Origin of the sequence: Pseudomonas sp. Irchel 3H3 (assembly GCF_900187635.1) — a bacterium.
Taxonomy (GTDB): domain Bacteria; phylum Pseudomonadota; class Gammaproteobacteria; order Pseudomonadales; family Pseudomonadaceae; genus Aquipseudomonas.
Genome location: NZ_FYEC01000018.1, coordinates 25439 through 51176, shown reverse-complemented (window position 1 = coordinate 51176; position 25738 = coordinate 25439). Strand labels below are relative to the sequence as shown.

Genomic DNA, 25738 nt, shown 5'->3' with positions numbered 1-25738 from the left:
GACTTCGAAGATGAAAGCAGCCAGCAAAACACTGACCACACTGGCATTGGCGATTTCGGTCAGCCTCGGCGCCCAGGCGGCCACGCACTATGAACAACTGGCGGATCTGCCCTTCGCTGGCGGTTATCCAACCCTTGAAGGCGTGGCCCAGCTCAAGAACGAGCTGTTATTTCAGCGTGGCGTGCAGTCCTACATCTGGGCTCTGCCGGCACTGAACATGTACGCCATGAAAGAAAGCTCGGAGAAAACCTTCGGTGCCGGCTACAACGTACTGCCGATCTGGAAAGACCGACTCAACGCCAAGACCCTGGTGACCACGCCGAACTCCGACGTGATCTATGCCATGGGCTATCTGGACCTGAAGCAGGACGGCCCGATGGTGATTGAAGTGCCGCCGGGAATGCAGGGCATTCTCGACGATTTCTTCCAACGCCCGATCTGCTCCGAAGGCCAGATCGACGGTCGCCAGTGGTGCGGCGATGTCGGCCTGCCTGGCCCGGACAAAGGCAAGGGTGCCAAGTACCTGGTGCTGCCACCGGATTACCAGGGGCAAGTACCTCCTGGTTACCTGACTTACCGCTCACGTACCTACAACGTGTTTGTGTTCTGGCGCGGTTTCTTCAAGGACCCGAAACAGCTGGAAGCACCGGTCACGCTCATGGAACAGACGCGCATCTATCCACTGGGTAAAGAAGCCACAGCCAGGAAGATGGAGTTCCCGAACGCCTCGAAAACGCCGATCAACATGCTCTACCCCACCGATGGCAGCGCGTTCGACATGCTTTCGCGGTTCATTGACCATGAATATGTCGATCCGCAGGACCTGGAAATGCGCGGCATGCTTGCTGCCCTGGGCATCATCAAGGGCAAGCCGTTCCAGCCGGACGCAGCGACCCGCGACCTACTCGACAAAGCCGCGAAAACCGCGAGTAAAATGGGTCACGCCACTTCCTACACACCACAAACCATCGTCTCCAATGGCACCTGGTATCCGGACCGCAAGTGGCTGAACGTCTTCCCGGGCAATGCCACGTTCACCGCCGACACCTTCAACTACATCGATCCGCGCACCGGCTTCTTCACCAATGCCTACTCGGCCAGCCCGGGCATGGCGGTAAACATGGAGAACGTCGGCGCCAAGTACCCAGCCACCTTCGTCGACGCCAAGGGCGAGTTCCTCTCGGGCAGCAACGCCTACACGTTGAACCTGCCCAAAGGCATCCCGGCGGCGTTGTTCTGGTCGGTGACGGTGTATGACTCGATCACGGCGTCTGGCGTGGACAACGGCCAGCCGTTCCCGTCGTTGAACACCATGGATAAACCTTTGGTGAATGCCGACGGTTCGATTGACGTGCACTTCGGGCCCGAGTCACCGGGTCAAGGCAAGAACTGGATTCGTACCCTGCCAGGCAAAGGCTTCTTCGTGATCCTGCGCCTGTACGGCCCGACCAAGGCGTTCTTCGACAAGGCATGGAAACCGGGGGACTTGGTCAAACAATGATCTGAGAGGGGCCTGAACGACATGAGTGTATGAATGCATTCATGTCTTGGGCATTCTCGAGTGACGGCTTTGGGTCGAAAGCAGCTGGTCAGCGCTCGAAAATCGGTTCGATGATGGATTACAACGTAACGGCCCACAGCCCCGCCTATGCTGGCTCATCAGCTATCCAATCTGTCACTTTGTAGCATTTTTTAAGCAAGATCGTTGCAATCAATAACTGGTTCGAATGGGTTGACGAAGGCGGCCCAAAAAAGCAGCCGTATCTCATCCGTCGGAAGGACAGGTCGCCGATTCTTTGCGCCTCAATTGGTCAGTATCCCAATGCCGAGCACCCACCGGGCGAGCGAGTTGGGTTCGTGATCATTACCGCCGATAGCGCGGGGGGTATGGCAGACATCCACGATAGGCGCCCGGTGACGCTCTCGCCGGAAATGGCTCGGGAATGGTTAGACGCGGAAACTCCAAACGAACGTGCCGAGCAGATGGTACGGCTTCAAGGCGAACCCACAGATTTTTTTGAATGGTTCAAGATTGACCGTGCAATCGGAAACGTCCGAAACCAGGGCGTGAATCTCATACGTCCCGTTCAATATTAGGTGCTATCCAGCTATACCCACACGTGCCAGAAGCGTTACTCGTAACGACAATAACCATATCGGTTTACCTGCGCATTTTCCGAAGCGTTACGCGCAACGATAATAACCATGTCGGTTTACCTGCGCATTTTCCGCAGCGTTACGCGCAACGATCATAACCATATCGGTATACCTGCGCATTTTCCAAAGCGTTACGCGCAACGATAATAACCATGTCGGTTTACCTGCGCATTTTCCGAAGCGTTACGCGTAACGATAATTGCCATGTCGGTTTACCTGCGCATTTTTCGAAGCGTTACGCGCAACGATAATAACTATGTCGGTTTACCTGCGCATTTTCCGCAGCGTTACGCGTAACGATAATAACCATGTCGGTATACCTGCGCATTTTCCAAAGCGTTACGCGCAACGATAATAACCATGTCGGTTTACCTGCGCATTTTCCGAAGCGTTACGCGTAACGATAATTGCCATGTCGGTTTACCTGCGCATTTTCCGCAGCGTTACGCGTAACGATAATAACCATGTCGGTATACCTGCGCATTTTCCGAAGCATTACGCGCAACGATAATAACCATGTCGGTTTACCTGCGCATTTTCCGAAGCGTTACGCGTAACGATAATTGCCATGTCGGTTTACCTGCGCACGTTCCGAAGCGTTACGCGTAACGATAATAACTATGTCGGTTTACCTGCACGCTTTCCAAAGCGTTACGCGCAACGATAATAACTATGTCGGTTTACCTGCGCGTTTTCCAAAGCGTTACGCGCAACGATAATAACCATGTCGATTTACCTGCGCATTTTGCAAAGCGTTATGCGTAACGATAATAACTATGCAGGTTTACCTGCGCATTTTTTGAAGCGTTACGCGTAACGATAATAATTATGCAGGTTTACCTACGCATTTTTTGAAGCGTTACGCGTAACGATAATAACCATTCGAGCCCCGCCGGCACCAGCCAAGTATCGACTCATAACCAGAACCGCCAACCTATTGTTTCATATGAAGTTTTAGACAGCACCCCGCCAACAACAATAGTTGTAGCGACGCCAGCCCTCCCAACACAAACACAAAATGCATTGTCTTTCACTAAAACCTCAACTAAAAGCTTGACGCGCATTCCATGAAACCCCTAACTTAAACACAGCACCACTCCACACCCACGAACACCGCGCAACTCGGCACGGCATATTTCTTTGCGAGATTGAAAAATGAATATAGTTCTTCTTTTGACATCAATAGTTGAGCTCCTTATCAAACTCACCGAGCTGTTGCAACTCTGGGGAGCAGGCTGTCCAGGATTCACACCTTGGTAGTTAAAACAGTCCCCCGAGGCCTGCTGGCTCCCAATTCATGATCACCAGCTCGCCACTAACCTCCGCTTTGCCCTGTCGCTGGTTAGATGTGGTGTAACGGATGTCCAAGGTTTCGAAGTGAAAGTCCTCGAATACTCGGCGGATATCCGCATGGTCGTTGATGCTGACCATCACCTTACCCTTGCAGCGGCGCATAAAGTCAGCCATGTGCTCGTAGTTCTCGAATGGAAAATCCACCCCATAGCCCGCGGTCTGCCAGTACGGCGGGTCCATGTAGTGGAAGGTATGGGGACGGTCGTAGCGTTCAGCACAATCAAGCCAGGATAGGTTTTCGACGTAGGTACCGGACAAGCGCTGCCAGGCCGCAGAAAGGTTTTCCTCTATCCGCAGCAGGTTGATGGCCGGGCCAGTGGTGGCGGTACCGAACGTTTGCCCGGTCACCTTGCCAGCGAATGCATGGTGCTGCAGGTAGAAGAATCGCGCGGCGCGTTGGATGTCGGTGAGGGTTTCAGGGCGGGTCATCTTCTGCCACTCGAACACCTGGCGCGAGCTAAGCGCCCATTTGAACTGGCGCACGAACTCTTCGAGGTGGTTCTGCACGACCCGATAAAGCGTGACCAAGTCGCCGTTGATGTCGTTGAGGACTTCGACCGGCGATGGCATAGGCTTCATAAAGTAGAGCGCAGCACCACCGGCAAAGACTTCGACATAGCATTCGTGGGGTGGGAAGAGAGGAATGAGGCGATCGGCCAGGCGGCGTTTGCCGCCCATCCAAGGAACGATAGGAGTAGACATAATTAGCAAGACCTTTACTGTATATATAAACAGGTGCTAGGCTCGCCGCGCTTTGTGCACGGAGCAAGAGCCTCGGCTGGACTTGCAGGGACCATCTGCAGGGACGGCGACCGGGGTGGATGTTGACGCATCCTTCCCGGTCGCTCTTTTTCACTTTGTTGCTGTCACGGCTTTGACATAGGCCTGACAGGCTGCCAGAGCGATCAATCCTTGGTCGCCGGCATCGGTGATGCCGATAATTCGTTGAGCATGCGCCGGGTCAAGTTGGGCTCGCGCGCCTCCATGAACCACGCCGGAGCCACCGGCGGCGGTTGACACCCCACAGCCACTACCCTCGGCGCTGGTGTCGAGTAGGACTGACAACCGGAGATCAGCAGTAGCGAGACGGTCACGCAAGCGACCCTGAGTCTGTTGGGCATCGCGTAATTCCTTGTAGTGGGTTTCGTCATCTGCCCGTAGGCGATCCTCCAGAGCTCGACGCCTGGATTGTTCAGCCGCCTGCCACTCAATCGCCGCACTGGCGGCGGCCTCGCGCTCGCTCTGATAGTCACCGGCCTTGTCGGCCATCGCCTTGCCATAGCTGTTCGCCTGCCAAAGCCAAGCCACTCGACCACCAACAGCCAAGCCCAGCAGCAACACCAGCGCTGCCAAGCGCCAATTGATGGTGGTCATACGCCCAGGGCCTCGCGCGCCTTTGCCCACAGCGCCAGGCGGTCGGCCAGGCCATTGAGGCCACCATTGATCTTGCGAGTGATGGCGTTGAACTCGCCGCGATCTGCCAGGGGGTTTAAACCCGCTTGCTTCCAGAACCAGGCCGCTGAGGTGGCCGCGTGTTGCGGCAACTCAAGCAACTCGGGCTGGCTCAGCAGATCCAGGCCCAGGGCCTCGCCACAGCGCTGGTAGTTGTCGTGGCCTGTGATCTGGATCAGACCCCGGCCGCGATATTTCTGGCCGTCGCCGTCGGCCTCGAGGGTGTTGCCCAGGCGCGCAGCCAGCGAGCCAGTGTCGTACTTGGCCAGGTAGGCGTTGTTGCCCAGCTCACGTACGTAACGGAACTGTCCGGACTCGTGGCCGACTTGCGCGATAAACGCCGCCTGCCGCGCTAGCGTGACGATGCCGAACTTAACCATGGCCGCATTGAGCACAGGTGCAAAAACGCCGGCGTTAGGGCCGGCGTTCGGGAGGATTTTCTGCAGTTGTTGAACGGTGATAGCCATTGTTTACTCCAGTGATGACCGTGCGCGGCCGTGGGGGTTACAGCTGCTCGACCCTGAGCGGCTTTTCTTCTTTCTTCTTCTTGCCGGCGGCCTTCGCCTTACCCTTCTTACCGCCGTTGCATTCCACCGTGGTGCTCCATCCGGACTGTGTGAACACCTGTTCAACGCCGTCCACCAGGTACTCGCCATCAAGCCCAGGCTTGAAACCCTGGGCACTGATCAAGCGCTCGGCAAATAGATCGGTACGGCCTGCCATTTCCAGGCGAACAGCTGCAGTGCTGCGATTAAACGCAGCCAACCGGGCCTTGGCGGCCTGCTCGGCGGCGGTCTTGTTGGGGTAGATATGGCGGTCGGTGTGGACTGGGGGCAAACCGCCGGGCGAATCGCCGTTGGCCAGCTCGACCACCTGCAGTTCGCCGGTTTTCTGGTCCTGGTGCTGGGTCTTCACAGCCTTTTGCGTGCTGCGATCGCCCAGCCGGAACTCATAGCGGGCTACATCCGTTTTTGTGATGGTGACCACCCCAAGCGCTTTGCCGGTAACGCTCTGCCCAGCCTGCCGAGGCATAACCAACAACTTGCCATCGGCCACCTTCGCGGTGCTGTCGTACTGCCTGGCCAGGCGCGTGACAAAGTTGTAATCCGACTCGTTGCGCTGATCGATCCGCTCGACCTTGGCGGTGACAGGGCACACCGACTCCCAGCCATTGCGCTTGGCGATATCACCGACGATTTGCGATAGCGGCACGTTCTCCCAGCTTCCGCTGCGAATGGTCTTGCCGCTGCCGCGCATGTCGCTGGCCTTGCCTCGTATCACCAATGTGTCGGGCGGCCCGGTCAACTGCACCTCATCGACCGTATAAGCCCCCATGCGCGTGAGCGCTTGCCCTTCATAACCCAGCAAGACCTCGATCCGCCCACCGCGCGCGGGCAGTGCAACGGCTTGGTCGCGGTCATCAATGCGCAATTCGAACTCGTCCGACTCCATCCCGGGTTTATCCGATATCCGCAACATCAACAGGCGGTCATTGATCAGCGCGGTAATGTCCGTGCCGTCGGCCATGATTCGATAGGTAGGTTTCATGCCTGCTCCAGAAACGAGAAACCCCGCACTCGGCGGGGCTTCGTTACGCGTAACGCGATTAGCCGAACAGCTGCAGCAGCTCGACCGCCGGCGCCGACAGCTCCGGCAAACGGATCAGCAGGCCGGCGCGGTACGGCTGCGCCTCCCTGGCCAGATCCGGGTTGGCATCGAGCACGGCCTCGACGGTGCCGTTGAGGTGCCCGTAATGGTGCTGACAGATCACGTCCAGCAGATCCCCGTCAGACGTTCTGCAGATCGTTGCCATAGCTCACAAACTCCAGTGAAAAGCCTTGCTTGCGCGGAATGCCGCCCGCCAGCAAATGGCTCTGCTCTTCCTCGATATTGACCAAGCACCAATTGCCCAGGACCTCGCCGTAACCCGTGACCAGATTCAACGGCTGCAGGTTGCGGCCGATGCTGCGCAGGATGTTTAACTGTTTGATCCCACCCTTGTGCCCGGGAAAGATCGCCCCCTTAAGGGTGATCTTTTCTTCACCCAGGCCAACGGCTTGTTGCGCCACGCTACGGCGCAACCGCTCCTGGCCAGCCCAGCGAAACGACGCTTGCCGGCGCAGCTCGTCAAAGGCAGCCGTGTCCAGGTTGAAGTAATACGGCTGGGCATTGGGGTGATGCGGCTGAATGATCAGCAGATGCGGATAAGGCGCTACCGCCTCGGCCGACGGCGTCGCCGAGGCCACCAGGCCACCCGATGGCAGGATGTTGGATAGCGAAGGGCTGATCATTCCCGCCACTCGGCCGGCCTCTGACGTGACCTTGCTAGCCATCTGTTTAAACGTGCCCAGCCTTTCCTGCACCTGGCCAGCGGCCGCCACGCCCCGACCATAGGTTGACGCCACTTGCCCCACGCGGGACTGCGCCACACTGATACTGCGCACCATCCGCCCCAGCTTTGCACCGACCTCCGGCGGCACAAACGGTATGTTTTCCAGCTCCGAAGCCGCGCCCGTGATGCTGCCAATCGCGCCGTTGAGCGGTCCTAGCATCCCGTCTAGATCCTTACGCCCAACCTCCCCGGCCGCAACCAGCCCCGTGAGGGCCGATTGCAGCTGCTCCATATAGGCCATTGGCCCCCCTTAGATGTGTGGTTGATCGAACAGTTGACTTGAGGACATGCGCGCAGACACATCGCGTTGGAACGCTTCCCACAGCCGGCGCAGCGGCGGCTCCAGTTCGCGCACCAACTGCTCGGGGTCCTTCACATCGCCATGCACGACGATCGGAATATTCGGCGCGAAGGTAAAAGACTGCTCTACCTTCGGCGCCGACGCCTTCGGCGGCTCGGCTGCCTTGACCGGCTTGGCCATCTCAGGAAATTGCGGCACCGACGGCACGGCCTTGGCCATGTCACGCACCACGTCGCCTAGGACGCCAGGTGCCGGGCTGGTCATCGGCGCACGCGGCGCTGGCAGGATGATCGGCTTGACCACCTCCCCTTCAGGCGCCGGCGTGCTGGCCCTGGCCAGGTCACGCACGGCATCGCCCAGGGCAGGGACTGGCGGCGGCGCCGGCACCGGATTGGCAACCGGCAAACGCTCCCGGTTGTCGATCGCTGCAGGCAGCACGAACGGCGCCTTGGCCAGCGGCTCGCGCGGCGCCGGCAGAATGGTCAGCTTGACCACCTCCCCTGCAGGTGCCGGCGTACTGGCCTTTGCCAGATCACGCACGGCATCGCCCAGGGCGGGGACTGCCGGCGCGGCCGGCACCGGATCTGCAACCGGCAGAAATGCCCGGTTGTCGGTCGCTGCAGGCAGTACCAACGGCGCCTTAGCCATCGGCTCACGCAGCGCCGGCAGGACGGTCGGCTTGACCACCTCCGCTGCAGGCGCCGGCGTGCTGGCCTTGGCCAGGTCACGCACGGCATCGCCCAGGGCAGGAACCGGCGGCGCTACCAGCATTGGCTCGGCAACCGGCAAAAATGCATGGTTGTCGGTCGCTGCAGGCAGCACCAACGGCGCCTTGGCCAGCGGCTCACGCGGTGCCGGCAGGATGGTCGACTTGACCACCTCCGCCGCAGACGCCGGCGTGCTGGCCCTGGCCCGGTCGCGCACGGCATCACCCAGGGCAGGTACCGGCGGCGCTGCCGGCACCGGATCGGCAACCGGCTGAGTTGCACGGTTGTCGATCGCTGCAGGCAGCACCAACGGCGCCTTGGCCAGCGGCTCACGCGGCGCCGGCAGGATGGTCGACTTGACCACTTCCACTGCAGGCGCCGGAGTGCTGGCCCTGGCCAGGTCGCGCACGGCATCGCCCAGGGCAGGAACCGGCGGCGCTGTCGGCACCGGATCGGCAACCGGTAAACGCTCCCGGTTGTCGATCGCTGCAGGCAGCACCAACGGCGCCTTGACCGCCTCCGCTGCAGGCGCCGGCGTGGTGGCCTTGGCTAGGTCACGCATGGCATCGCCCAGGGCAGGAGCCGGCGGCGTTGCCGGCACCGGATCTGCAACCCGCTGAGGTGCCCGGTTGTCGATCGCTGCTGGAAGCACCAATGGCGCCTTGGCCACCGGCTCACGCGGCGCCGACAGGAAAGTCGGCTCGACCACCTCAACTGCAGGCGCCGGCGCGGTGGCCTTGGCCAGGTCACGCACGGCATCGCCCGGGGCAGGAACCGGCGGCGATGTCGGCACCGGATAGGCAACCGGCAGAAGTGCTCGGTTGTCGGTCGCTGCAGGCAGCATCAACGGCGCCTTGGCCATCGGCTCACGCGGCGCCGGCAGGACGGTCGGCTTGACCACCTCAGCTACAGGCGCTGCGACCGAGACACGCAAGGTGTCACCAATCGCCGGCTTTGCATCCTGAGTAGGGGCCAGCGTTACGCGTAACGCACTGGTCACCGGGGTAGTTTCCGCCTCGGTCTTGCCCTCCCCTTCGGGTTGATCTTCCCCGAATAGCTTCTTACCCAGCCAGCCGCCGAGCGATTCACCCCCCAGTCCACCCAGGACGGCGCCAACGGCACCACCAACTGCCGTACCGATCACCGGCACGACCGAACCAATGGCGGCCCCGGCCGCAGCCCCTGCGAGCGTACCCGCCAGACTGCCACCAGCGGCACCGTACCCCTCGGCCTTTTCATCTTGGGTATTGGCGTTAATTGCAACGTCGAGCGCGGTTGCGCCGGCATCTACGATATTGCCGCCAGGTAGGCGCTTGGCAAGACGAGATACGCCGCGAATCGAGCGCGCCACCTTACCTAGGTCATCATTACCGACCATTGCCGATGAGGCCGAAGAAAAGACTCTTCGCTTGGCTACGGGCGCTTTGAGCACCTCGACCGGCGTTGGACGAACGGTGGCACCCATCGCACCCGCGCGCCGACGCGCACGCTGGCGACTTCTGCGACTGCCCCTTACAGGCTTCGTCGGGCCTCTATTGGCCATGCTCCCGCCAATCCCGCCGAAGGCTTCGGCATTAACCACGAAAACGCGCTGTAGGTCGCTGCCGCCCGCCTCCGACTCATTGGCCGACGCTGGACCGGCGGAGGCACCAAACACCTTGCCCAGCACACCAATACCAGTATCAAGCACCTTGTTGCCGGTCTTGGGCACTTCGAGCGGAGAACCGTCGCCACGACTGGCGCGGCCACCGAAGCGTTCCAAACCACGACCGCGCGCGATGTTGAACACCCCGCGTCCGATTTTCACCCCGCTGGAAACCGTCAGGAAGGCTCCCACCGCTGCCGCGATGCCGGCAATGCCCAGCACTACCGGCTGTGCGTTATCCGACAACGAGGTCATGCCCCGGGCTACCCAGGTCAAACCCTTGGCCGCCGCATCTGTCGCCGGGCGGATCGCATCGCCGATGCTACGCATCGAGTCGTCCACCGCCTGGCCAAGTTCAGACCAATGCTGCGCTGAAGTTTCGCGCCGTTCGGCCAGGTTCTTGTCGAGAATCCCGGTCGCCTTCTGCGAGTCGGCTTTGAGCTCGTTGTACAGCCCCCGGTTCTGCGCATAGGCCGTGAGCGCGGCCTTGACCTGCATGTCGGCGAAGATGTCGCCGGTGCGCAGGGTCTTTTCCAGAGCATCGAGTGCTGCCTTAGCTTTCTCCGGGTTGACCTCCTTATCAATGCCGGCCTGAGCATCCTTGATCTTTTGAGCCTTGGCTGGGTCGGTTGCCTCGACGTATTTCAACGCCAGGGCCATGGACGACTCCAGCGTGCTCATGCCCTTCTGAATGCCAGTATTGAGCGAGGCCTGATAGTCAATCCCGGCGTCTTTGTAGGCGCCGACCACCTCACTCGAACCGATTTTTTCCATCCAGTTCTTGAGGTTGTTGGCCGCCTCGTCCGAACTGCCGGCCGTCTTCATCTGCACTTGCAGCATGGCACCCAGGGACGTGACAGCATCCATGCCCGTGCTCCCGTTTTTCTCCATCGACGCGAGCAGTTGCGGGAACCACTTGGCCATGTCGCTGGCTTCGAAGCTGCCCGCCTGGCCTTGGTAGGCGATTGCCTCCAGAGCCTCCTGCATGACCCTTGGGTCGTTGATCTTGGCGTTTTGCTGCAGGGCCATGATCATGCTGGCCGTGTCTACGCCCGAAGCCCCTTGACCAATAGCGAACTTGGCCGCCGTCGGCGCGTAGGACAACGCCTTGTTAAGATCCATGCCGGCGCCAACCAGCTGGTTGACCAGGTCGGCCACGTCATTGCGCGACATGCCCGTGTCTTGGGCAGTATCGATCACCGTCCGGGTTAGCTGGGTTTCCCCCGGTTTATTGACAATGTCCGCCTTGATCGCGATGTCACGAATGATCGCCTGATAGGTCGCGCTGATCTTGGTGGGAATCGCCGTCATGCCGGCGCCGACGACGGCGGCGCCAATGTTCGACTTGAGCGAAGACTTACCGACCTGCAGCTGCTGGTGTCCCTTTAGCTGCAGATCGGTGGCCTTGGCCTCGCGACCTAAGCGCTGGTACTCGCGACCCAGGCGACCAACCTCGACCCCTTGTTTGCGCAGCGCCTCAAGGTTGGTATTAAGCTTGCGATGCAGGCCGTCGGCCGAGGCGGCCCCGGTGTCGTGCGCGCGCTTCCATTCCTCGCGTAGCTTGATCGTTTCGCCAATGGTGCTTTTGAGCACCTTGGCCTTAGTGCCTTTGGCCTCCAGCTTCTGAATGCCGCTTTCTACCGTCTTGAACGCGGCGCCGACCGAGGACGCGACGGCGCCCCCAATCACCAGCGATAACGCTAGCCTGCTTGCCATCGGTAACCCCCATGCAGGCTCAATCCGTGAGCCACCACACCATATCCGCATAGGACATGGTCAAGATTTCAGCGGCCGAGAAGTTCAGCTCGACCGCCAGCCGCTTGGCCGCACTTTTTTGTGTGGCTGGATTAAAGCTCGTCGTCTCGCACCAGGCGAAAATAGCCGTTCTGCAGGCGGGTGTAGTCCTTGTAAGCGAGGCCGTCCAGATCTTTCACCCCGACCTCAGCCAGCGAGGCGAACAGGTTCAGCTCGCGCTCTTCCTCGTCACCGTCGGCGACCTTCGAAGAGTTGCGGATATCGCGCACGGTCGGCGCGCGCAGGGTGATTTGATCCTGAGTGACGCCGTTCAGCTCGGCCGGCTTGGTCAGGGTTACGGTAACGCGGTCAGCTTCCAGCTTGATGTACTTCGGCAGTGGCTTGCTCATGACAGGGTGTCCTTGATCTGAAAAGGTGTGCGAAAGGATTAGGGGTTACAGGCCGAGGTCGCGGCGCTGGTCGGCCAACTGGTCGACGCCGTTAATCACGCGCTTCATACCTGTCGGGTCGATCTCGTAGATCATTTCGCCGCCGACTTCGAGTTTGTAATAGGTCACGGCAATGGCGTGCTTGAGTTCAGCCTTGTCGCCGGCCTTCCAATCGCCCATGTCGATTTCTTTCAGGGTGCCGCGCAGGGTGACGACAACTGCTTTGGTTTGGCCCTTTTGGATCTTGTAAGAACCTCGGAACGTGCCGTTGAAGGCGTTACCGTCGGCCAGACCGAAGAACTTCAACGACTCCTTGCGCACGCCGGTAGTGGTGAAATTGGACTCCATTTTCTCCATGCCCATGTCCAGCTCGATCGGCATGTCCATGCCGCCGGCGCGGTGTTCCTCGGTCTTAAGCGTGAGCTTGGGCAGGGTCAGGCTGGGCACGTCGCCTTGAAAATTCTGGCCGTCGACGAACAAGTTAAGGTTTGCCAGTGTTTCGGGAATCATTGCCATAGGTCATGCGCTCCTTATGCGACTTGATCGAGGACTTCGGTCAGCCATTGGTTGGTGACTTCGATACGGAAATTCGGGTTTTCAGCCGGCGGAACGTCGGTAAAGCGAATGTTCCAATACACCTTGCCCTGCTCCAGCTGGCTGGCCGTGTTGAGCACGGGGTCGGCGTAGACCTCAAAGTTGATGATTGCGCCCTGCGATTTCAGGTCGCGCATGAAGGCCTGCAGGCCTTCGGTTACGTCGCGGATGTACGTCGAAGTAATCGCGCGGTCGACCGCCCACTTATGCCCGTACAGGATGGCGTCCATGACGATATCCATGGTGCGCACGCGGGTCACAAACGACCACTTGGCATCACTCGACAGGGTGCGGTTACCCCAAAGGCGGAAGCCGTCATCGCGAATAATGGTCGCGATATTGGCGTTGTTCAGCAGGTTGGCTCGGCAGCTCTCGTCGCCGTCCAGGTACTCGACCGCGCGAGTGGTACCGGTGATGCCGACAAACTCCTTGTTCGACGGCGACGCCCAAAAGCCGTATTCGCTGTCGGTGTAAGCGAACAGACCCGCCGCCCAGGCCGAAGCCGGCGCATCGACTGTCTTGCTGGTCACGGTGTCCCACACCTGCACGCCGGGGTCGACCATAAACAAACGCTTGGAGCCAAAGAGCTTGGCGTAGGTGGTGGCCGCTTCGTCAGTCGTGCCCGGCCCGTCGATGATGCCGATAGCACGCAGCTTGCCGGCCAGCGCATCGATGGCCGTGGCCACCGCCTGGGTAGCGCTGTGCTTGGGCGCGATGATCAGCCGCGGCTGGGCATTGAAGCGGCTCTTGCCATCGAGTAGCGCCTGCAGGCCGGTACGCTTGCCATTGGCCTGGACGCCACCAATGATCGAGGAAGTCTGCGCGGCCGCGTCGACGGCCTTGGCTACACCCGACGCGACAATCACCGCTCGGGAGCGGGTATAGATCGCCTGGCAAGACTTGGTCATGGCCGACTCAGGACCGAATGCGGCAATAGCCTCGCGCTCGTTGGTGATCAGTACCACATCGCCAGCCTTGGCCGTGGCGTTCACGCCCTCGGTGAACGTGTCGACCAAGCCAATGATCGAAGAGGACGGCAACGCGATGTTGCGCGAGCCGGTGTCGATGTTCGTTACGGTAACGCCGTGAAAGAATCCAGCCATGTGGAACTCCAGAAAGCACAGGGCCGCGTCATGCGCGGCCCTGGGGTGGAAAGAAAAGGATCAGTCAGCGCAGCAACAGCTGCACCAGCAGTGCCACTACTAGGCACGCCAGCAGAGGAAAGAGCAGATCGAGGCGCCCGTCCGGCGTCCATCGCCAGAAGCGCAGACCGTCGTACCAGCGCAGATTGGCCAGGTGTACCGACTCGACATGCGCCAGGTTGCGCTCGCCCTGGGTGTATTCACGGCCGACGAAGAAGAAGACGCCCGCAGCGGCGCCGGCCCAGTGGCCGCCAGGAATCGCCAGCAGGGCCAGGACGCCCCACAGGGCGCCCATGATCAGCAGCGCCGCAACGACGTGCTCAAGTTGGGTTCGGTTCATTGCATGCCCTCCAGGTACAAAAAAAGCCGCATAGCGGCCTTGGGTTGACGGTGTAAGAGAAGGGAATTAAGCGACGTTGCCGACGCCCTGGACGCTTTCACGGATGGCATTGATTGCTTCGTCGGCCAGCGCCTCGGCCGCGTCGTGAGTTTGCGCCTTGAGCACCTGCTGCTTGCCCTTCAAGCGAGCGGCACGAATGGCATAGATAGCTGCATTCCAGGCATGGGCTTCGGCCAGAATGTTGTCCGTTGCCGCCTTGGCGTCCAGCCCCGCCGCGTCCATCCAGGCTTGAACAGTGGCCGGAACAGGGCCGTCGTAAGCAGCAACCGCGAAGCGCTCAGCTTCCTCTGCCGTCAGTCGGTACTCCACCGCGCGCAAAGGGTCCCCCAGCACGGCGCTGCGAGCCTTGTCTGCGCTTTGGTCGATCTGCTGGGCAGCAACTAGCTGAGCCGCAGAAAGGGGCAAGTCGGCAAAGTTGAAGCCGACAAACGTGCGGCCGTCATAGTCGAAGTTCAGATTTTGCTTTTGCATTTTCTTCTCACAGAGTCGAAAGGTTAGTCAGGACGTTGGGCAACGTATTAGAAGCAGTGCCAGCCGATACACCAAAGAGATAGCGACCGTTGAAGCCTACGGGGAACGAGACAGCGAGCACTTCGAAGACCACAGCGCTGTTAGGAACACCTAACAGCGCACCTGGGAAGTCAGCCGGCGCCGTCACTTCGCATTGCGTCATTTTCACCGCCACAATCGGCGTACCACCATTAGAGGTGGTTTTGAACATGGAACAAGTGAAGCCAGTGGGAGCAATAGCCAGGCCCGCACTGCTTGGAATTGGGATCACAATGTCCTGCATCATGATTTGGCCGCCATTCATAATGGGAAAGCCCGAAAGGTAGTTGGCAGTCCCTTCGGCAGCCAGGTAATACACCGGGATGAGCTTGCGACGTGTGCCAGTGACATCACTAAAGATTGTTAAAAAACGACCGTCCACGTTGATGTTCGACGACATGGTGTAGTCATCTTGCAAGTAAACGCGGCATACACCCCCAACGGGGGTGTTATAAAGCGCCCTATCCAAGGTTTTCAGCGGCGCCGAAGTGGAACCCACGTTGGTATCAACGCCAGTCAGTTGATTGACATAAAACACTTTCAGGTTGGCCGGCACTGCCGCAATAGCGGCTGCCACCGCCGAATCAATACCCGCTTTCTTGTTGTTGAAGTAATCCAGCAAGTTGGTGGTTTTCGTCACCAGGTCCGCGATAGTGGATTCAAGACTCATAACGCTTACGCTCCGTAAGTTGCTTTTGAAAATTGATGTTGCAAGCTGACAACCGCCATCGCGTTAGCCGCGATAGCCGTCAACAGCCCTTCGTAGTCGCCTGCCTGCCGCGCTTCGGCCTGACGCATGCGACTCGTCAGGCTGGCAATCTGCCGACCTTCCAGCTCGTGCTGCTTTGCTTGCTCTTCGATCAGGTCTTGCTGCGCCGCACCACGCAACATGTCCGCGATGCCGGCGGAGGCCTGCGCGGCGGCCTGCTCCGCAAACCCGGCGTAGTCGCTATCCTGGCGCGCCTCGGCTTTACGCATGCGGTCCATCAGGTTGGCAATCTGGCCGCCTTCCAGTTGGTGCAGCTCGGCCTGGCTTTCGACCACGTCCTGCTGTTCCAGCCCGCGCAGCATTTCCGCGATGCTGGCCGTCGCCAGGGCGGCCAACTCTTCCGACAGCGCCAGGTTCAGGCCCGCGCCGGTTGAGGTGATCGTGACGCTGTCAGGCGGCAGCGCGGTTAACGACAGGTCGTAAGCCAACAGCAACTTGTTCCCGGCCGGTTTGTAGGCCAACACGTCGGTTGCGTGCGACCAGACCGCAAACAAGGTGCCGTCAGACAGCAAATAGCCAATCTCTCGCACCCAAATCGCTTGCGGACCATCCGCCACCGCCGTGACATGCAGCAGGGTGGAACTCAGGGTTTCCCCGTCAGAAATGGGGTAAACCGCCACCTGATTGCGCAAAGCCGTCTGCGTGTTAGCCGGCGTATAGCCTGCAGTTCCGATCACGACGTGGGTGATTTGCGCGGCCAGCCCTGTTTTGTCCTTGCGCCAAACTGCGGACAAACCGGCCTTGGTAATAACGGGTTGTAGCTCACTCATAAAACGGCCTCCATAGTGCCCCTGACAACGATTAGGGTTTGTGCCGCGTTGGCCATCGCAAGGCTCTGTTCTGTAGCTGCTGGCACTCCTTGAAGGTCTGCGCTGTACCGGCTGACCCCGCACACATCGACCACGCTGGCCACCCCAAGCGCCTGAACAGCCGTATCTGGCTGCAACAGCAAAGGCTCCTGACTACCGCGAACCACAACTTGCCCCTGGGTCGCGTTGGCCACCCCCAGCGTGTTATCGAACCGGGCCCCCAGCAGTAACGTGTAATGGCTGCGCTCGTTCTTGGTGGCGTCGACCAGGGCCTTGATGCGCTGGAACAGTTGCGGGGAAAGAATCGAACCCTCACCCGGGCGGTTGTCATTCGCCCAGGCGATCAGCTCAAAGCTGTACGGCACAGCTCCCGGTATTTGCGTCCATTCCTTGTAATCCGCTGTCACCCCGACAGCCTTCAACACCCGCCGGATTGCGCCGACCGTGCCCTTGGTCTTGTGAATCGGGATCGACTGGCGAATCAGCGCACGTTGCTGCACCTCCGTATCGGCGGCCTCCCAGCCTTGCACTGACATGGCCCAAGCGAGCCATGGCAGGAAGTCGACCGGGCAGCGCGCCGAATCAGCCACCCCGCGAATAATCTCGGGGTCGACCCCCAAGTCACAGGCGTTGGCAAGCGCCCTCTCCAACGGGGTGCTGTTATGGGGCAGTAGCTGGCTCATGAGACAACCACCCCCCTAACGTCGATGCCGATACAGCTCGGGTAATGTCGCTTGTCGCTCATCACGTCGGCCGTAGGCGATTCAAGCAATACCCGCCGCACACCCGAGGCGTGTAGAGCTCCGTAGATGGCGGACAAGGACAACTCCCCTTCCAGATCCCGGGCCGCCGCAATGACTGCCGCCAACTTGGCTTTAGCGGCAGCCACCACTATCGGCAGCGAAGGACCATCAAGAACCTCGAGCTTGGCAATTACACGATACTCATCCGGTTGCCCGAGCAAGCTCCGAGGCCTGTCGGTGATGGGCCTAACATCCTCGTTGGAGACTGACTTTTGCACCGCTGCCACTAGAGCCGTCGGATCAGCCGCACTGCCGACAATCGGCAGCACAGACAACGACACGTCACCCGGTAGCGGATTGCTCAAGCCGGCCGCGTAATCGCACACCAGAACGATGGCCCCGGCCGGCAACAAAGCCCGGACATCAGCGCTGATTTCCGCCGCTTTGAAGGTCGGAGAATCCACCGACACGCTGGCCACGTCGGCAGAAGCCGTTAACGCGTGGTACTCATATGCACCACGGCCACCGGCCACTGAAAGGCGCTCTAGGGAAAGCCGTATGCGGTACAGATAGTCATCGTCTTTTTCCATGACCGCCGACACCGGCGGCACCGAGTCAGGATCAGCGGGAACCAAGACCAAGCGCTGTACATCGAAGTCGGCCCCTCGGTTGTCCAGATCGGCACCCCGGGCATAAGCCAGCAAGCTGGCCTTGGCCGCCGCATTGATCCGGGCGCGGCCGAGCATTTTTTGATAGGCCGCCACCTCCAGCAGCTTGACCACCGGATCAGACTCCAAAACCGCCGTCCACTGGTCACCCATGTGCGCACGGAAGTCGCCGAGGATCTGCTGATACAGCGTCTCAAATTCCAGCGTTTCCACTACATCGGGCGGGGGAAGCAAAGAAAGATCGATCATGCGCTTACCTCCACTACGGCAGCATTGCCCAGGTATTCGCCGGTTAACTCCAGGCTGATCTGACCGCCAACAACGGCTGTCACACGCACCCGCTCCAGCTTCAAACGCGGCTCCCAGCGGCCTAGGGCGCGAGCGACCTCAGCCTGAACAGCGCTTTTCCAACCCTCGCTAACCGGCAAGTCGACGTAACGGCGTAACTTGCTGCCGTATTCCGGCCGCATGCGCCGGCTGCCGATTGGGGTAGTCAAAATGTCCTCAATCGACTGCCGCAAATGATCAAGGCCGGTGACTGGCTGTCCGGTTCGACGGTCCAGGCCAATCATGGCTAGCCTTCCAGAATCTGGAGCTCGGCATGGTTGATCAGGTACTCCAGCGCTTCGGCGTCGTCGTCCTGGATCGTCACGCGGTGGCCCACAACCTTGAACTCACGCAGCCCCTCGCCGCTCGCAAGAAAGAGCGAGCGCGAGGCGTAGAGACTGTCAGCAAAGGTCACGTCCGCCGGCGCACCAGGCGCAGCGGGTTTCTTGGTACTCATAGGGGTTCTCCAGAAAAGACAAAGCCCGCAAGGGCGGGCTGTCAGTGCTTGTGATTTGGCGTATTGCCTGCAGTGTCGATGATGCGTCCACCGCCGAAAATATCGCCCGTGACGCGTAACAGACCGTCAATCAATACCGCCCCTTTCAGGTCGATGTGGGCCGCCTCTACCGTGGCGGTAGTCGTCTTGGCGGTGATCGCGCTGTCAGTCGCCACCACTTCGGTACCGCCGACTTTGACCGCCACCGTGCCGCTGGGCAGCGTGATGGTGTAGCTATGGGCCGCCCAGTCGTAGACCAACGAGCCGCCATCATCGAAGCGCCACACCTCAACATGATCGCGATTGTCCGGTTGCGCGCCGGCATCGCCATACAACCCAGGAACAAACGTTCCCTGGGCGGGGTCACCACTTGGACTAATTAACGCACCCTGCTCATGCAGGCTCGGCGCACGCCAGTGGCGGGCCTTGCCGGCGGCCAGGGCATGCCAGCGAATCCAGGCACTAACCCAAGCGCCGCCATCGGATACCCGCACCCTGGCAGCCACCAGATCCACCGCGACAACGCGGCAGGGGATCACCAGACCAGCCAGCATGCGATCATGCTCGGCGGTCGCGTAGCTCACGCCAGGGCCTCTGGGGGCTGGTAATGGTGCTCGCTACCCGGGCCAGTGTCCGGATCAAAAGCGACCACCAACTGGCCAGTGCCCTCCGACCACGGCCACTCCTCCTGACCGAGATAAATGACCTGAGTCCACTCAACCACCCAAACCGCGTAACTATCCAGTTCGGGTCGGCTCCAATCTCGCTCTGCGCGCACGAACTCGGCAAACTCAACGGCCAAGCCCCACGACTGCATACGCAGCAGCACCGCCAGTTGAGCCGCGACAAAAGCCGCCACATGCAGGCAGTTTTCTTCTTCGGCTGCAACGATCACACGAGCCTCGAAGCGAGCCTCAACTGCGGTTTCGCCTGTGCCTGGATCCTTGTCTGCGTTTTCGAATCCGGCCAGCTCAAGCACTACTGCCGGAGGCGGCACCACCTCGATCCCATCCGGCATGGTCCCGACATAAGCGAGTCCAGGGATCGCGTCCCTGATGTGCTGTTCAATCGCGGCATAAACCTGACCGAGGGGAATTGGGTCATCAACCATTGCCTGTTCTCCGCAAGTACTTCTGCAGTTCAAAGTTCAACTCTTGCTCCATCACTACCAGCAACCGCTGATGAGCACGATTGGTCCATTCCTCGAAGTGCGGACGAACGTCATCCAGCGAAATCTTCGCCTTGGCCAGCGGGAAGCGACTGTCGTTTTCCGAGATCCAACCTGAGCGGCGACCACTGCCACCGGATACGTCGCTTTCCGGGTAATTGCTTGCATCGAAGTGCTTGCTGGCCGTGCGAATCCAGATATCGGGCTGACCACCGTAGACCTTCTTGAAGAACGCCCCTTGGTAGCGTCGTCCTGCCACCGACACACCTGCTCGAGTCTGCCGAGGTCGACCTGCCCGGCTGGCCTCTATCGGGTTGATGCCAAACCACAGCTTGCCCTGGCCGTTACTGCTGGCCGGATAAGCACGCAAACGCTGCCGTACCGCAGTGACCGCAATGCGCTCCTGCCGACTAACCGCACGGGCAATCTGGGTGCGCAGCCAGCGCAATGTCTTGTTGATGGCTCGACGTTGAGCTGCTGCTAACGCCTTTGGCACCAATGCCGCAAAATCGGTGAAGGCCTTCAGGTCAGACCGATCGGCCTGCAGGGTGATCATGCCGCTCTTGGCTGATTGCTTAACGTAGCTGCCAACACTCATGGATTCTTCCTCAGTACCAAGGTCACCAGACCGTCACCACCAGGTTCAACCCGAACCAGGGTGTAGTGACCACCACCATCATGAACAGGCAAGTCGATACGCACCTGCTGACGCTCCCGCACACCATCCGAGTCCACCACGCGGATCACCAGGTGCGGCTCGCGCAACCCGGTGTTGATCCGGCCTAGCTTCGGCTGCAGCCAAGGTGCCGAGAACATCCCTAGCACCTCCTTGTCATTGATGTATGCCGTATCACCCAGAACTTCAAACACCACGTCGTCGATGTCGTCGATCAGGTCGCGAAAGGCCATACTCAGAGCTCCAGCAGGATCTGCGCGAGGGGCCGAGTGCACAGGTGAAGGGGGTTGGACTGGGCTTCACCGGCCATGCCCTTGTTGAACGGCAGCGGCTCGATCTTGCTGTAGTACGGAACACCCTCGGTGTTGACTGTCTCCATGTAGTCAGCCGGTGCAAACACCGAAATATAGAGGTCAGGTACACCTTCAGGAATCAGCAGTGCCTTGTCGTCATGAACGAATGCCACACCCGCGATCTTCCCGCGATAACGTTCCCAGACGATGCCGCCAAACTCGAAGCTTTCGCGAGCATCACCGCGCAGTGCGGCCGCCTGCTGTGTATTGAGATAAGTCTCTTTGACCTTCTCGTTTTTGAGGAGTTGGTTCCAGAAGTTCTTTCCGCAAAAAGCACGTGAGCCGCTGCTGGTGATGCTACCCAACGCATCCTCCTGCATATCAAGTGCTTCACCGCACTTGACCCGAAAATCGGTGTCAGGGTTATTCAACCCCATCGACAGCCTCTTACGGGTCACGCCGAAGGTCTTGTAAAGGTCCAGCAAAACCGTCTTGCCATCGGCATCAAGAATCTGGCCATTCAACGCGCCCATGCGCTGGAACTCATGTGTGACATCGAGTTGGCGGCGGCACTTAGCCAGGCGTTTATTAACGACGTCCTGGACGGACTGCAACTCAGAGCGAGTGCCGAAAGCTCTAATACCCTGGATCTCATCAGCCTTGATCGCAAAGCGCTGAGGCAGGTGCACGGTGTTGAACGGAATCAGGTTGCGCTTGGTGCCAGCCACCACCAGACCGGAAGTACCACGCTCACCCGCCGGCACCAGGGCCAGGGTGTCGCCGTCCTTTTCGATCTGTACGGTCAGGGTGGTGATGCCCTCTTCCTGGAACAGGCCGAGGCTGCTGATGCGACCCGGCAGGTATTCTTGTTCGTTGATGGCGGCGGTCAGCGAAGACACTGAGAACGCGTCATCGTTAAAAATTTGAATATCAGCCATAAATCAATCTCCAGAAGACAAAAAACCCGCACTCGGCGGGTTCGATAATCAGGGTGGTCGTCTTAGCGGACGATCAGAAAGTGAGTCGCCAGGGCCTTTTCAGCCGCAGGATCCAAACCAGTAAGGTGCACCTCGCTGACTTCAGCCAAACGCACCACAGCGCGGCCACGACGCACCACATCCGACTCGCCCAACGGGCCATAAAGAATGGCCAACGCATTCTCGCTACCGTCTTCAGCGGTCGGGTTATACGGGGCAAACTCGCTGGTGGCGCTGACCAGGCCAAGGATCTGCCCCGGCTCCAGTGCGGGACCGGCCGCGACGTTGATGGCCTCGCGGGAAATAGTCCCGGCTGCTTCGGACAGGAGAAACTCGCCTGCATGCATGGGCTCGCGTTGAATGGTCATGTTCTTGCTCCTGTAGCAGATTGGGGTTTGCCGGAATGCGCGGCTTGCCGGGCCGACCAGATCGAAGGCTGATCGATTTGCTTGGCCTGCACCTTCGACGGTGGGTCGTTATCCAGTGGCAGGCTGTTGTCGATTTCGAAGCCCTTGCCACTGCCGACGATCTTGTCGAACAGACGCGCGCGGACCGCCGGTGCGTCCAGCCCCGCCGCGACGTACTCGGCGCTGAACTCCGGCAACCGTGCCGCGACACAGAGATCGTGCACGGCCTTGGCGCGGGTCAACCCGGCCAGGACGATGGACTCGCTTTCAAGCTTGGTCGAACTGAGTAGCGGTTCAATCAGGTTGCTGATGCCACCCTCAGCACAACGCTGGGTGATCATCAGCGCCAGCTTGGCCGAGTCGACGACGGGCAGCGCCGGTGGGTCGACAGGCTCCAATTCAGGATCTGACTCCGGTGGTTCGTCGAGCTGGGCCAGCAGATCAGCCGGGGCATGCTGGTAGCGCTGTAACACCCCACCCTGGCCCAGGCAGGCCTTGACCTTCACGCCCTCGCCCACCTCATCGGCCAGGCCCAGTGCCACCGCTTCATTGGCGGTGAGCCAGGTTTCAGCATCAACCATCCGCCGTAGCTCGGCTTCGTCGATGTCCGGAGCCTTGGACTTGTAGGCAGCGATAATCGCTTCCATGGTTTGGTCCAGCACCTGGGCCACCTTGCGGAAGTCTTCGGCATCGCCCGAGGCGTAGGTCCAGGGGTTGTGAATCATCAGCATGGCGTTGGCCGCGATCACGACCCGGTGCGCGCCGCAGACCGCCACGCTGGCCGCACTGGCCGCCAAGGCATCAACACGACCAGTGCAACGCTCGCCGAGACGCAACAGCGCGTTGTGAATGGCCAGGCCGTCGAACAAGTCACCGCCGATGCTGTTGAAGGCGACGATGACTGGCGACACACCGTCGTCCATCGCCTGCAGATCCAGCACGAACTGATTGGCCGTGACGCCCCAGTAACCGATCTCGCCATACACAAAGACTTCGATGGTGCGTTGTTCGGCTTCGCCACTGGCTTGCACGGCGTACCAGCTTTTGTCCTGGACCGGCACACGCTTGCCGGCCTTGTCGTAGATGCGCGGGAGCGCTTTTTTGCTCATGGTTGCTCCTTGTCGTCGAGGGAAACGACGGCGTCGAGAGTGGTGTAATTGAGGCCAAGGCCCGTGGCTCTGGCGAGATCCGCCGCGTTTTCCGCGTCGACCGTTTCGGCGTCGTAGCCGGTGCGCAAGACCATCTCGCTGCGCGAGGCGAAGCCAGCTTGCACTTCCATCCGGCGCGCCTGTACGTCCTGCACCGGCTGAATGTAGGCCCAGCCTTGCGGCACCCAACGCGTGCGCAGGTATTCGCGGCGACGTTGTGCGTAACCGTCCAGCACCAGGACACCCGACAGCACCGCCATGTCCATCCACGCGGCGCGAACTGGGCGACATAACTGGTGCACGTACACGCTGAATTGCAGTTGCTCCAACCGGCGCCGAAATTCGTTGAGCACTACCCGCAACGCCCGGTCGTTGACCTCGCGCATGTCGCCGGTAAGGATCTCGTAGGGAGTCCCGGTGCCGGCAGCCGCAGCCATCAACTGTTGCCGCATAAAGTCCGGATAGTTGTTGCCCGCATCCGGGGGCTTGGAGAACTCGACCTCTTCACCTGGACCCAGCTCCTGCATGGTGCCGGGCTCCAACGCGACCATCGGCGTAAAGCCATCGCGGTCGGTGCTCAGCAATTGGCCGGTAACCGGATCTCTGGGCGTCTGTCCGGAATCCGGTGCCGGGCGACTGATGAAACCGGCAAACAGATTGGCCACCTCTTGGCGAAACAATACGGCGTCGTCGTAGTTGTCGAGACTGCGCAGGCGTTTCAACACAGGCGACAATCGCGGAACGCCGCGCAACTGGCCGGGCTCGACTGGTTCGAAGATATGCAATACCTGGGCTGCAGGCACCCGCACCAATTGGTTGTAACCGGCATTCAGCGACGACGCATCTCGCGGGTGCGCCAGGTACATCCAGTACGCCACCCGCTTGCCACCCGGAGTGAACTCAATCCCGGCACGGATGAAGTTGCCGGTTTTGGTGGTCTCGAACTTGTCATGCGGCACGAACTCCGGTGCCAGCACCTGGAGTTGCAAGGGCACCGCGAGCCCTTCATCCAAGCCGCGTGGTCGCAACCGGACAAAACACTCACCCGAGGTTTCGACTGTGCGAGCGATCAACGCCTGCTGGCCGTAGAAGTCGGTGCGCTCATCGGCGTCCGACTCGTCGACCCAGTCCTCCCAGAGTTCCTGCAACACTTTGCGTAATGCATCGTCATCGGTTTTCGGCCGAGGGTTAATGCCAGTCCCGATCAGATTGCTGACGCGCTTGTCGATAACGTTGAACGCATACGGGTCGTTTCGAACCGCCGCCCGGGAGCGGGAACGCAAGTTACGCAATGCCGGTGTGTTGATGCTGTTGATCCCGTTGTCGGGGGCATCCCAGCCAGTAGACCGACGGCCCTCCCCGGCGCCTTCGTAACTGGCCTTGATGTTCGACGGCAGCAAGAACCCGTTACGGGTCAGCGTCGGATAATGTCTGGCCATCAGAGTCCTTTGCCTCCGTGGTACAGCCGAACCACGCGAGAGCGTGGTCCGGCCGAGTTGACCAGAGAGGTGCGGATCTCGTCGCGGGCCTTGAGCAGCTCGTCGATTGATCGGTACTCCACGGTGCGGTCACCATAACGCACGGTTTTTTCACCGCGAGCGATAGCCCCCTCGACGGCGTCGAGGTGCTTTTGGGTAAAGGACATAAGCGGGTACTCTAAAGAGATTCTGCCGGTGGGATATGAGTACCGTCAGACGAAATTCTGGTTTCGCGACTGGATCTCCTGCCGAAAGCTGCCTCCGGCCAAGACATGGGTCAGTGCATCAGCCAGTTCCTCTGATGGAATATCCGGCAAGCGCATGCGCCAATAGGTCCGGGCGCGTACCCAGTCCATCTGTCCCGTGAGCTGATCAGCAACTACCCGACGTAATTCCTGCTGGAGTTCGGCGGCGGCTTTAACCTTTTGCGCGTGTTGCGCTTTTTCCTCGGAGTTTTCTGACATGGCTGTCTCCAATATTGACCAATTCAATGAGATCACCGGGCTTGTTCTGGCTGAGCTTTATGGCAAGTTCCCAGTTCCGGTATCTCTTATCCCTAAAGATTTCGTCGAGCCGGCAACACGCTGGTGCGACTTCATGTGCGCAGACATCCCTAACGAGAAAGCAGAGTTCTTCATCGCCACTGTTCGTTGGTTAGAATCCTCCGGCTACCTAACATTCAAAGACTGCACCCAGTACTACGCACAGGATGTGGTCCTTACTGCGGCCGGACTCGAAGTCCTAAAAGCTTCTCCAAGCAGCTTGGATAAGGGCTCTTCTTTCGGAGAAAGCATTAGTGCAGCTGCAAAGGAAGGAGGAAAAGAAACCTTGCGCACAACGGTCTCCGAACTGATCGCGTTTGGGACAAAATACATAGGCCCAGTTATCGGCCTTTCTTGACCGG

At 59.9% G+C, this 25738-nt stretch carries 30 protein-coding genes and 1 pseudogene; 3 read left to right on the top strand and 28 right to left on the bottom strand.

All coding sequences use genetic code 11. The features are described from left to right. The first annotated feature begins 10 nt into the window (after positions 1–10). Entirely contained in the window at positions 11–1501 is a 1491-nt protein-coding gene (locus CKW24_RS18935) for a DUF1254 domain-containing protein (protein WP_095169688.1), read from the top strand. A gap of 200 nt (positions 1502–1701) precedes the next feature. Then, positions 1702–2097: pseudogene (locus CKW24_RS18930) on the top strand (SOS response-associated peptidase family protein); the annotation flags it as partial. A gap of 1320 nt (positions 2098–3417) precedes the next feature. On the opposite strand, the gene CKW24_RS18925 reads toward CKW24_RS18930, so the two are convergent. From CKW24_RS18925 to CKW24_RS18790, 28 genes are all read right to left on the bottom strand, one after another. Next, the gene (locus tag CKW24_RS18925) at positions 3418–4212 is read right to left on the bottom strand and encodes a DNA adenine methylase (protein WP_095169687.1); all 795 of its coding nucleotides are present in this window, start codon (positions 4210–4212) and stop codon (positions 3418–3420) included. 150 nt (positions 4213–4362) lie between these two features. Beyond that, positions 4363–4884, bottom strand: a complete 522-nt coding sequence (locus CKW24_RS18920) for a lysis system i-spanin subunit Rz (RefSeq protein ID WP_095169686.1) — start codon at positions 4882–4884, stop codon at positions 4363–4365. After that, positions 4881–5429, bottom strand: a complete 549-nt coding sequence (locus CKW24_RS18915) for a glycoside hydrolase family 19 protein (protein ID WP_095169685.1) — start codon at positions 5427–5429, stop codon at positions 4881–4883. Before CKW24_RS18915 ends, CKW24_RS18920 begins: the two co-directional genes overlap by 4 nt. Positions 5430–5466: 37 nt before the next feature. Beyond that, on the bottom strand, positions 5467–6510 hold the full coding sequence (locus CKW24_RS18910) for a phage late control D family protein (protein WP_095169684.1): 1044 nt from the start codon (positions 6508–6510) through the stop codon (positions 5467–5469). Between the two features lie 58 nt (positions 6511–6568). Then, positions 6569–6775 carry a tail protein X gene (locus CKW24_RS18905; protein WP_095169683.1) on the bottom strand — a complete coding sequence of 69 codons (207 nt, stop codon included), beginning with the start codon at positions 6773–6775 and terminating at the stop codon, positions 6569–6571. Continuing rightward, the gene (locus CKW24_RS18900) at positions 6750–7595 is read right to left on the bottom strand and encodes a phage tail protein (protein ID WP_095169682.1); all 846 of its coding nucleotides are present in this window, start codon (positions 7593–7595) and stop codon (positions 6750–6752) included. The genes CKW24_RS18905 and CKW24_RS18900 overlap by 26 nt, the downstream gene beginning before the upstream one ends. Positions 7596–7604: 9 nt before the next feature. Next, positions 7605–11723, bottom strand: coding sequence for a phage tail tape measure protein (locus CKW24_RS18895; RefSeq protein ID WP_095169681.1), 4119 nt, complete (start codon positions 11721–11723; stop codon positions 7605–7607). Positions 11724–11854: 131 nt separating this feature from the next. Beyond that, entirely contained in the window at positions 11855–12151 is a 297-nt protein-coding gene (locus CKW24_RS18890) for a phage tail assembly protein (protein WP_095169680.1), read from the bottom strand. Positions 12152–12196: 45 nt separating this feature from the next. Next, entirely contained in the window at positions 12197–12706 is a 510-nt protein-coding gene (locus tag CKW24_RS18885; RefSeq protein ID WP_095169679.1) for a phage major tail tube protein, read from the bottom strand. A 14-nt stretch (positions 12707–12720) separates the two neighbouring features. Continuing rightward, positions 12721–13887 carry a phage tail sheath family protein gene (locus CKW24_RS18880; protein ID WP_095169678.1) on the bottom strand — a complete coding sequence of 389 codons (1167 nt, stop codon included), beginning with the start codon at positions 13885–13887 and terminating at the stop codon, positions 12721–12723. Between the two features lie 64 nt (positions 13888–13951). Beyond that, positions 13952–14266, bottom strand: coding sequence for a hypothetical protein (locus CKW24_RS18875; protein WP_095169677.1), 315 nt, complete (start codon positions 14264–14266; stop codon positions 13952–13954). A gap of 66 nt (positions 14267–14332) precedes the next feature. Further along, entirely contained in the window at positions 14333–14797 is a 465-nt protein-coding gene (locus CKW24_RS18870) for a hypothetical protein (protein WP_095169676.1), read from the bottom strand. A gap of 7 nt (positions 14798–14804) precedes the next feature. Beyond that, entirely contained in the window at positions 14805–15545 is a 741-nt protein-coding gene (locus tag CKW24_RS18865) for a hypothetical protein (protein ID WP_095169675.1), read from the bottom strand. 5 nt (positions 15546–15550) lie between these two features. Continuing rightward, the gene (locus tag CKW24_RS18860; protein WP_095169674.1) at positions 15551–16414 is read right to left on the bottom strand and encodes a phage tail protein; all 864 of its coding nucleotides are present in this window, start codon (positions 16412–16414) and stop codon (positions 15551–15553) included. Further along, positions 16411–17136, bottom strand: a complete 726-nt coding sequence (locus tag CKW24_RS18855) for a phage tail protein I (RefSeq protein WP_095169673.1) — start codon at positions 17134–17136, stop codon at positions 16411–16413. The genes CKW24_RS18860 and CKW24_RS18855 overlap by 4 nt, the downstream gene beginning before the upstream one ends. After that, a complete protein-coding gene (locus tag CKW24_RS18850) occupies positions 17133–18113 on the bottom strand; it encodes a baseplate J/gp47 family protein (protein ID WP_095169672.1) in 981 nt (326 codons plus the stop codon). Before CKW24_RS18850 ends, CKW24_RS18855 begins: the two co-directional genes overlap by 4 nt. Continuing rightward, positions 18110–18436, bottom strand: coding sequence for a GPW/gp25 family protein (locus tag CKW24_RS18845; protein ID WP_095169671.1), 327 nt, complete (start codon positions 18434–18436; stop codon positions 18110–18112). Before CKW24_RS18845 ends, CKW24_RS18850 begins: the two co-directional genes overlap by 4 nt. Before the next feature lie 2 nt (positions 18437–18438). Further along, entirely contained in the window at positions 18439–18648 is a 210-nt protein-coding gene (locus tag CKW24_RS18840) for a hypothetical protein (RefSeq protein ID WP_095169670.1), read from the bottom strand. 41 nt (positions 18649–18689) lie between these two features. Next, complete coding sequence (locus CKW24_RS18835; protein ID WP_095169669.1) at positions 18690–19271, bottom strand: phage baseplate assembly protein V; 582 nt, start codon at positions 19269–19271, stop codon at positions 18690–18692. Beyond that, complete coding sequence (locus CKW24_RS18830; RefSeq protein WP_095169668.1) at positions 19268–19798, bottom strand: hypothetical protein; 531 nt, start codon at positions 19796–19798, stop codon at positions 19268–19270. Before CKW24_RS18830 ends, CKW24_RS18835 begins: the two co-directional genes overlap by 4 nt. After that, positions 19791–20453: a hypothetical protein gene (locus CKW24_RS18825; protein WP_095169667.1), complete on the bottom strand. Its 663-nt coding sequence runs from the start codon at positions 20451–20453 to the stop codon at positions 19791–19793. Before CKW24_RS18825 ends, CKW24_RS18830 begins: the two co-directional genes overlap by 8 nt. After that, positions 20450–20764, bottom strand: a complete 315-nt coding sequence (locus CKW24_RS18820) for a hypothetical protein (RefSeq protein WP_095169666.1) — start codon at positions 20762–20764, stop codon at positions 20450–20452. The genes CKW24_RS18825 and CKW24_RS18820 overlap by 4 nt, the downstream gene beginning before the upstream one ends. A 2-nt stretch (positions 20765–20766) precedes the next feature. Then, positions 20767–21762 carry a major capsid protein gene (locus tag CKW24_RS18815; protein WP_095169665.1) on the bottom strand — a complete coding sequence of 332 codons (996 nt, stop codon included), beginning with the start codon at positions 21760–21762 and terminating at the stop codon, positions 20767–20769. A gap of 62 nt (positions 21763–21824) precedes the next feature. Next, positions 21825–22169: a head decoration protein gene (locus CKW24_RS18810; protein ID WP_095169664.1), complete on the bottom strand. Its 345-nt coding sequence runs from the start codon at positions 22167–22169 to the stop codon at positions 21825–21827. Then, positions 22166–23317 carry a head maturation protease, ClpP-related gene (locus CKW24_RS18805; RefSeq protein ID WP_095169663.1) on the bottom strand — a complete coding sequence of 384 codons (1152 nt, stop codon included), beginning with the start codon at positions 23315–23317 and terminating at the stop codon, positions 22166–22168. The genes CKW24_RS18810 and CKW24_RS18805 overlap by 4 nt, the downstream gene beginning before the upstream one ends. Beyond that, positions 23314–24795, bottom strand: a complete 1482-nt coding sequence (locus CKW24_RS18800) for a phage portal protein (protein ID WP_095169662.1) — start codon at positions 24793–24795, stop codon at positions 23314–23316. Before CKW24_RS18800 ends, CKW24_RS18805 begins: the two co-directional genes overlap by 4 nt. Continuing rightward, positions 24795–25001 carry a phage head-tail joining protein gene (locus CKW24_RS18795; RefSeq protein WP_095169661.1) on the bottom strand — a complete coding sequence of 69 codons (207 nt, stop codon included), beginning with the start codon at positions 24999–25001 and terminating at the stop codon, positions 24795–24797. Before CKW24_RS18795 ends, CKW24_RS18800 begins: the two co-directional genes overlap by 1 nt. A gap of 45 nt (positions 25002–25046) precedes the next feature. Further along, on the bottom strand, positions 25047–25298 hold the full coding sequence (locus tag CKW24_RS18790; protein WP_095169660.1) for a hypothetical protein: 252 nt from the start codon (positions 25296–25298) through the stop codon (positions 25047–25049). Between CKW24_RS18790 and CKW24_RS18785 the strand changes: the two genes are divergently transcribed. Beyond that, positions 25297–25734 (top strand): hypothetical protein, encoded by a 438-nt coding sequence (locus CKW24_RS18785; RefSeq protein WP_095169659.1) that lies wholly within the window; start codon positions 25297–25299, stop codon positions 25732–25734. The genes CKW24_RS18790 and CKW24_RS18785 overlap by 2 nt on opposite strands. The last annotated feature ends 4 nt before the right edge of the window (positions 25735–25738 follow it).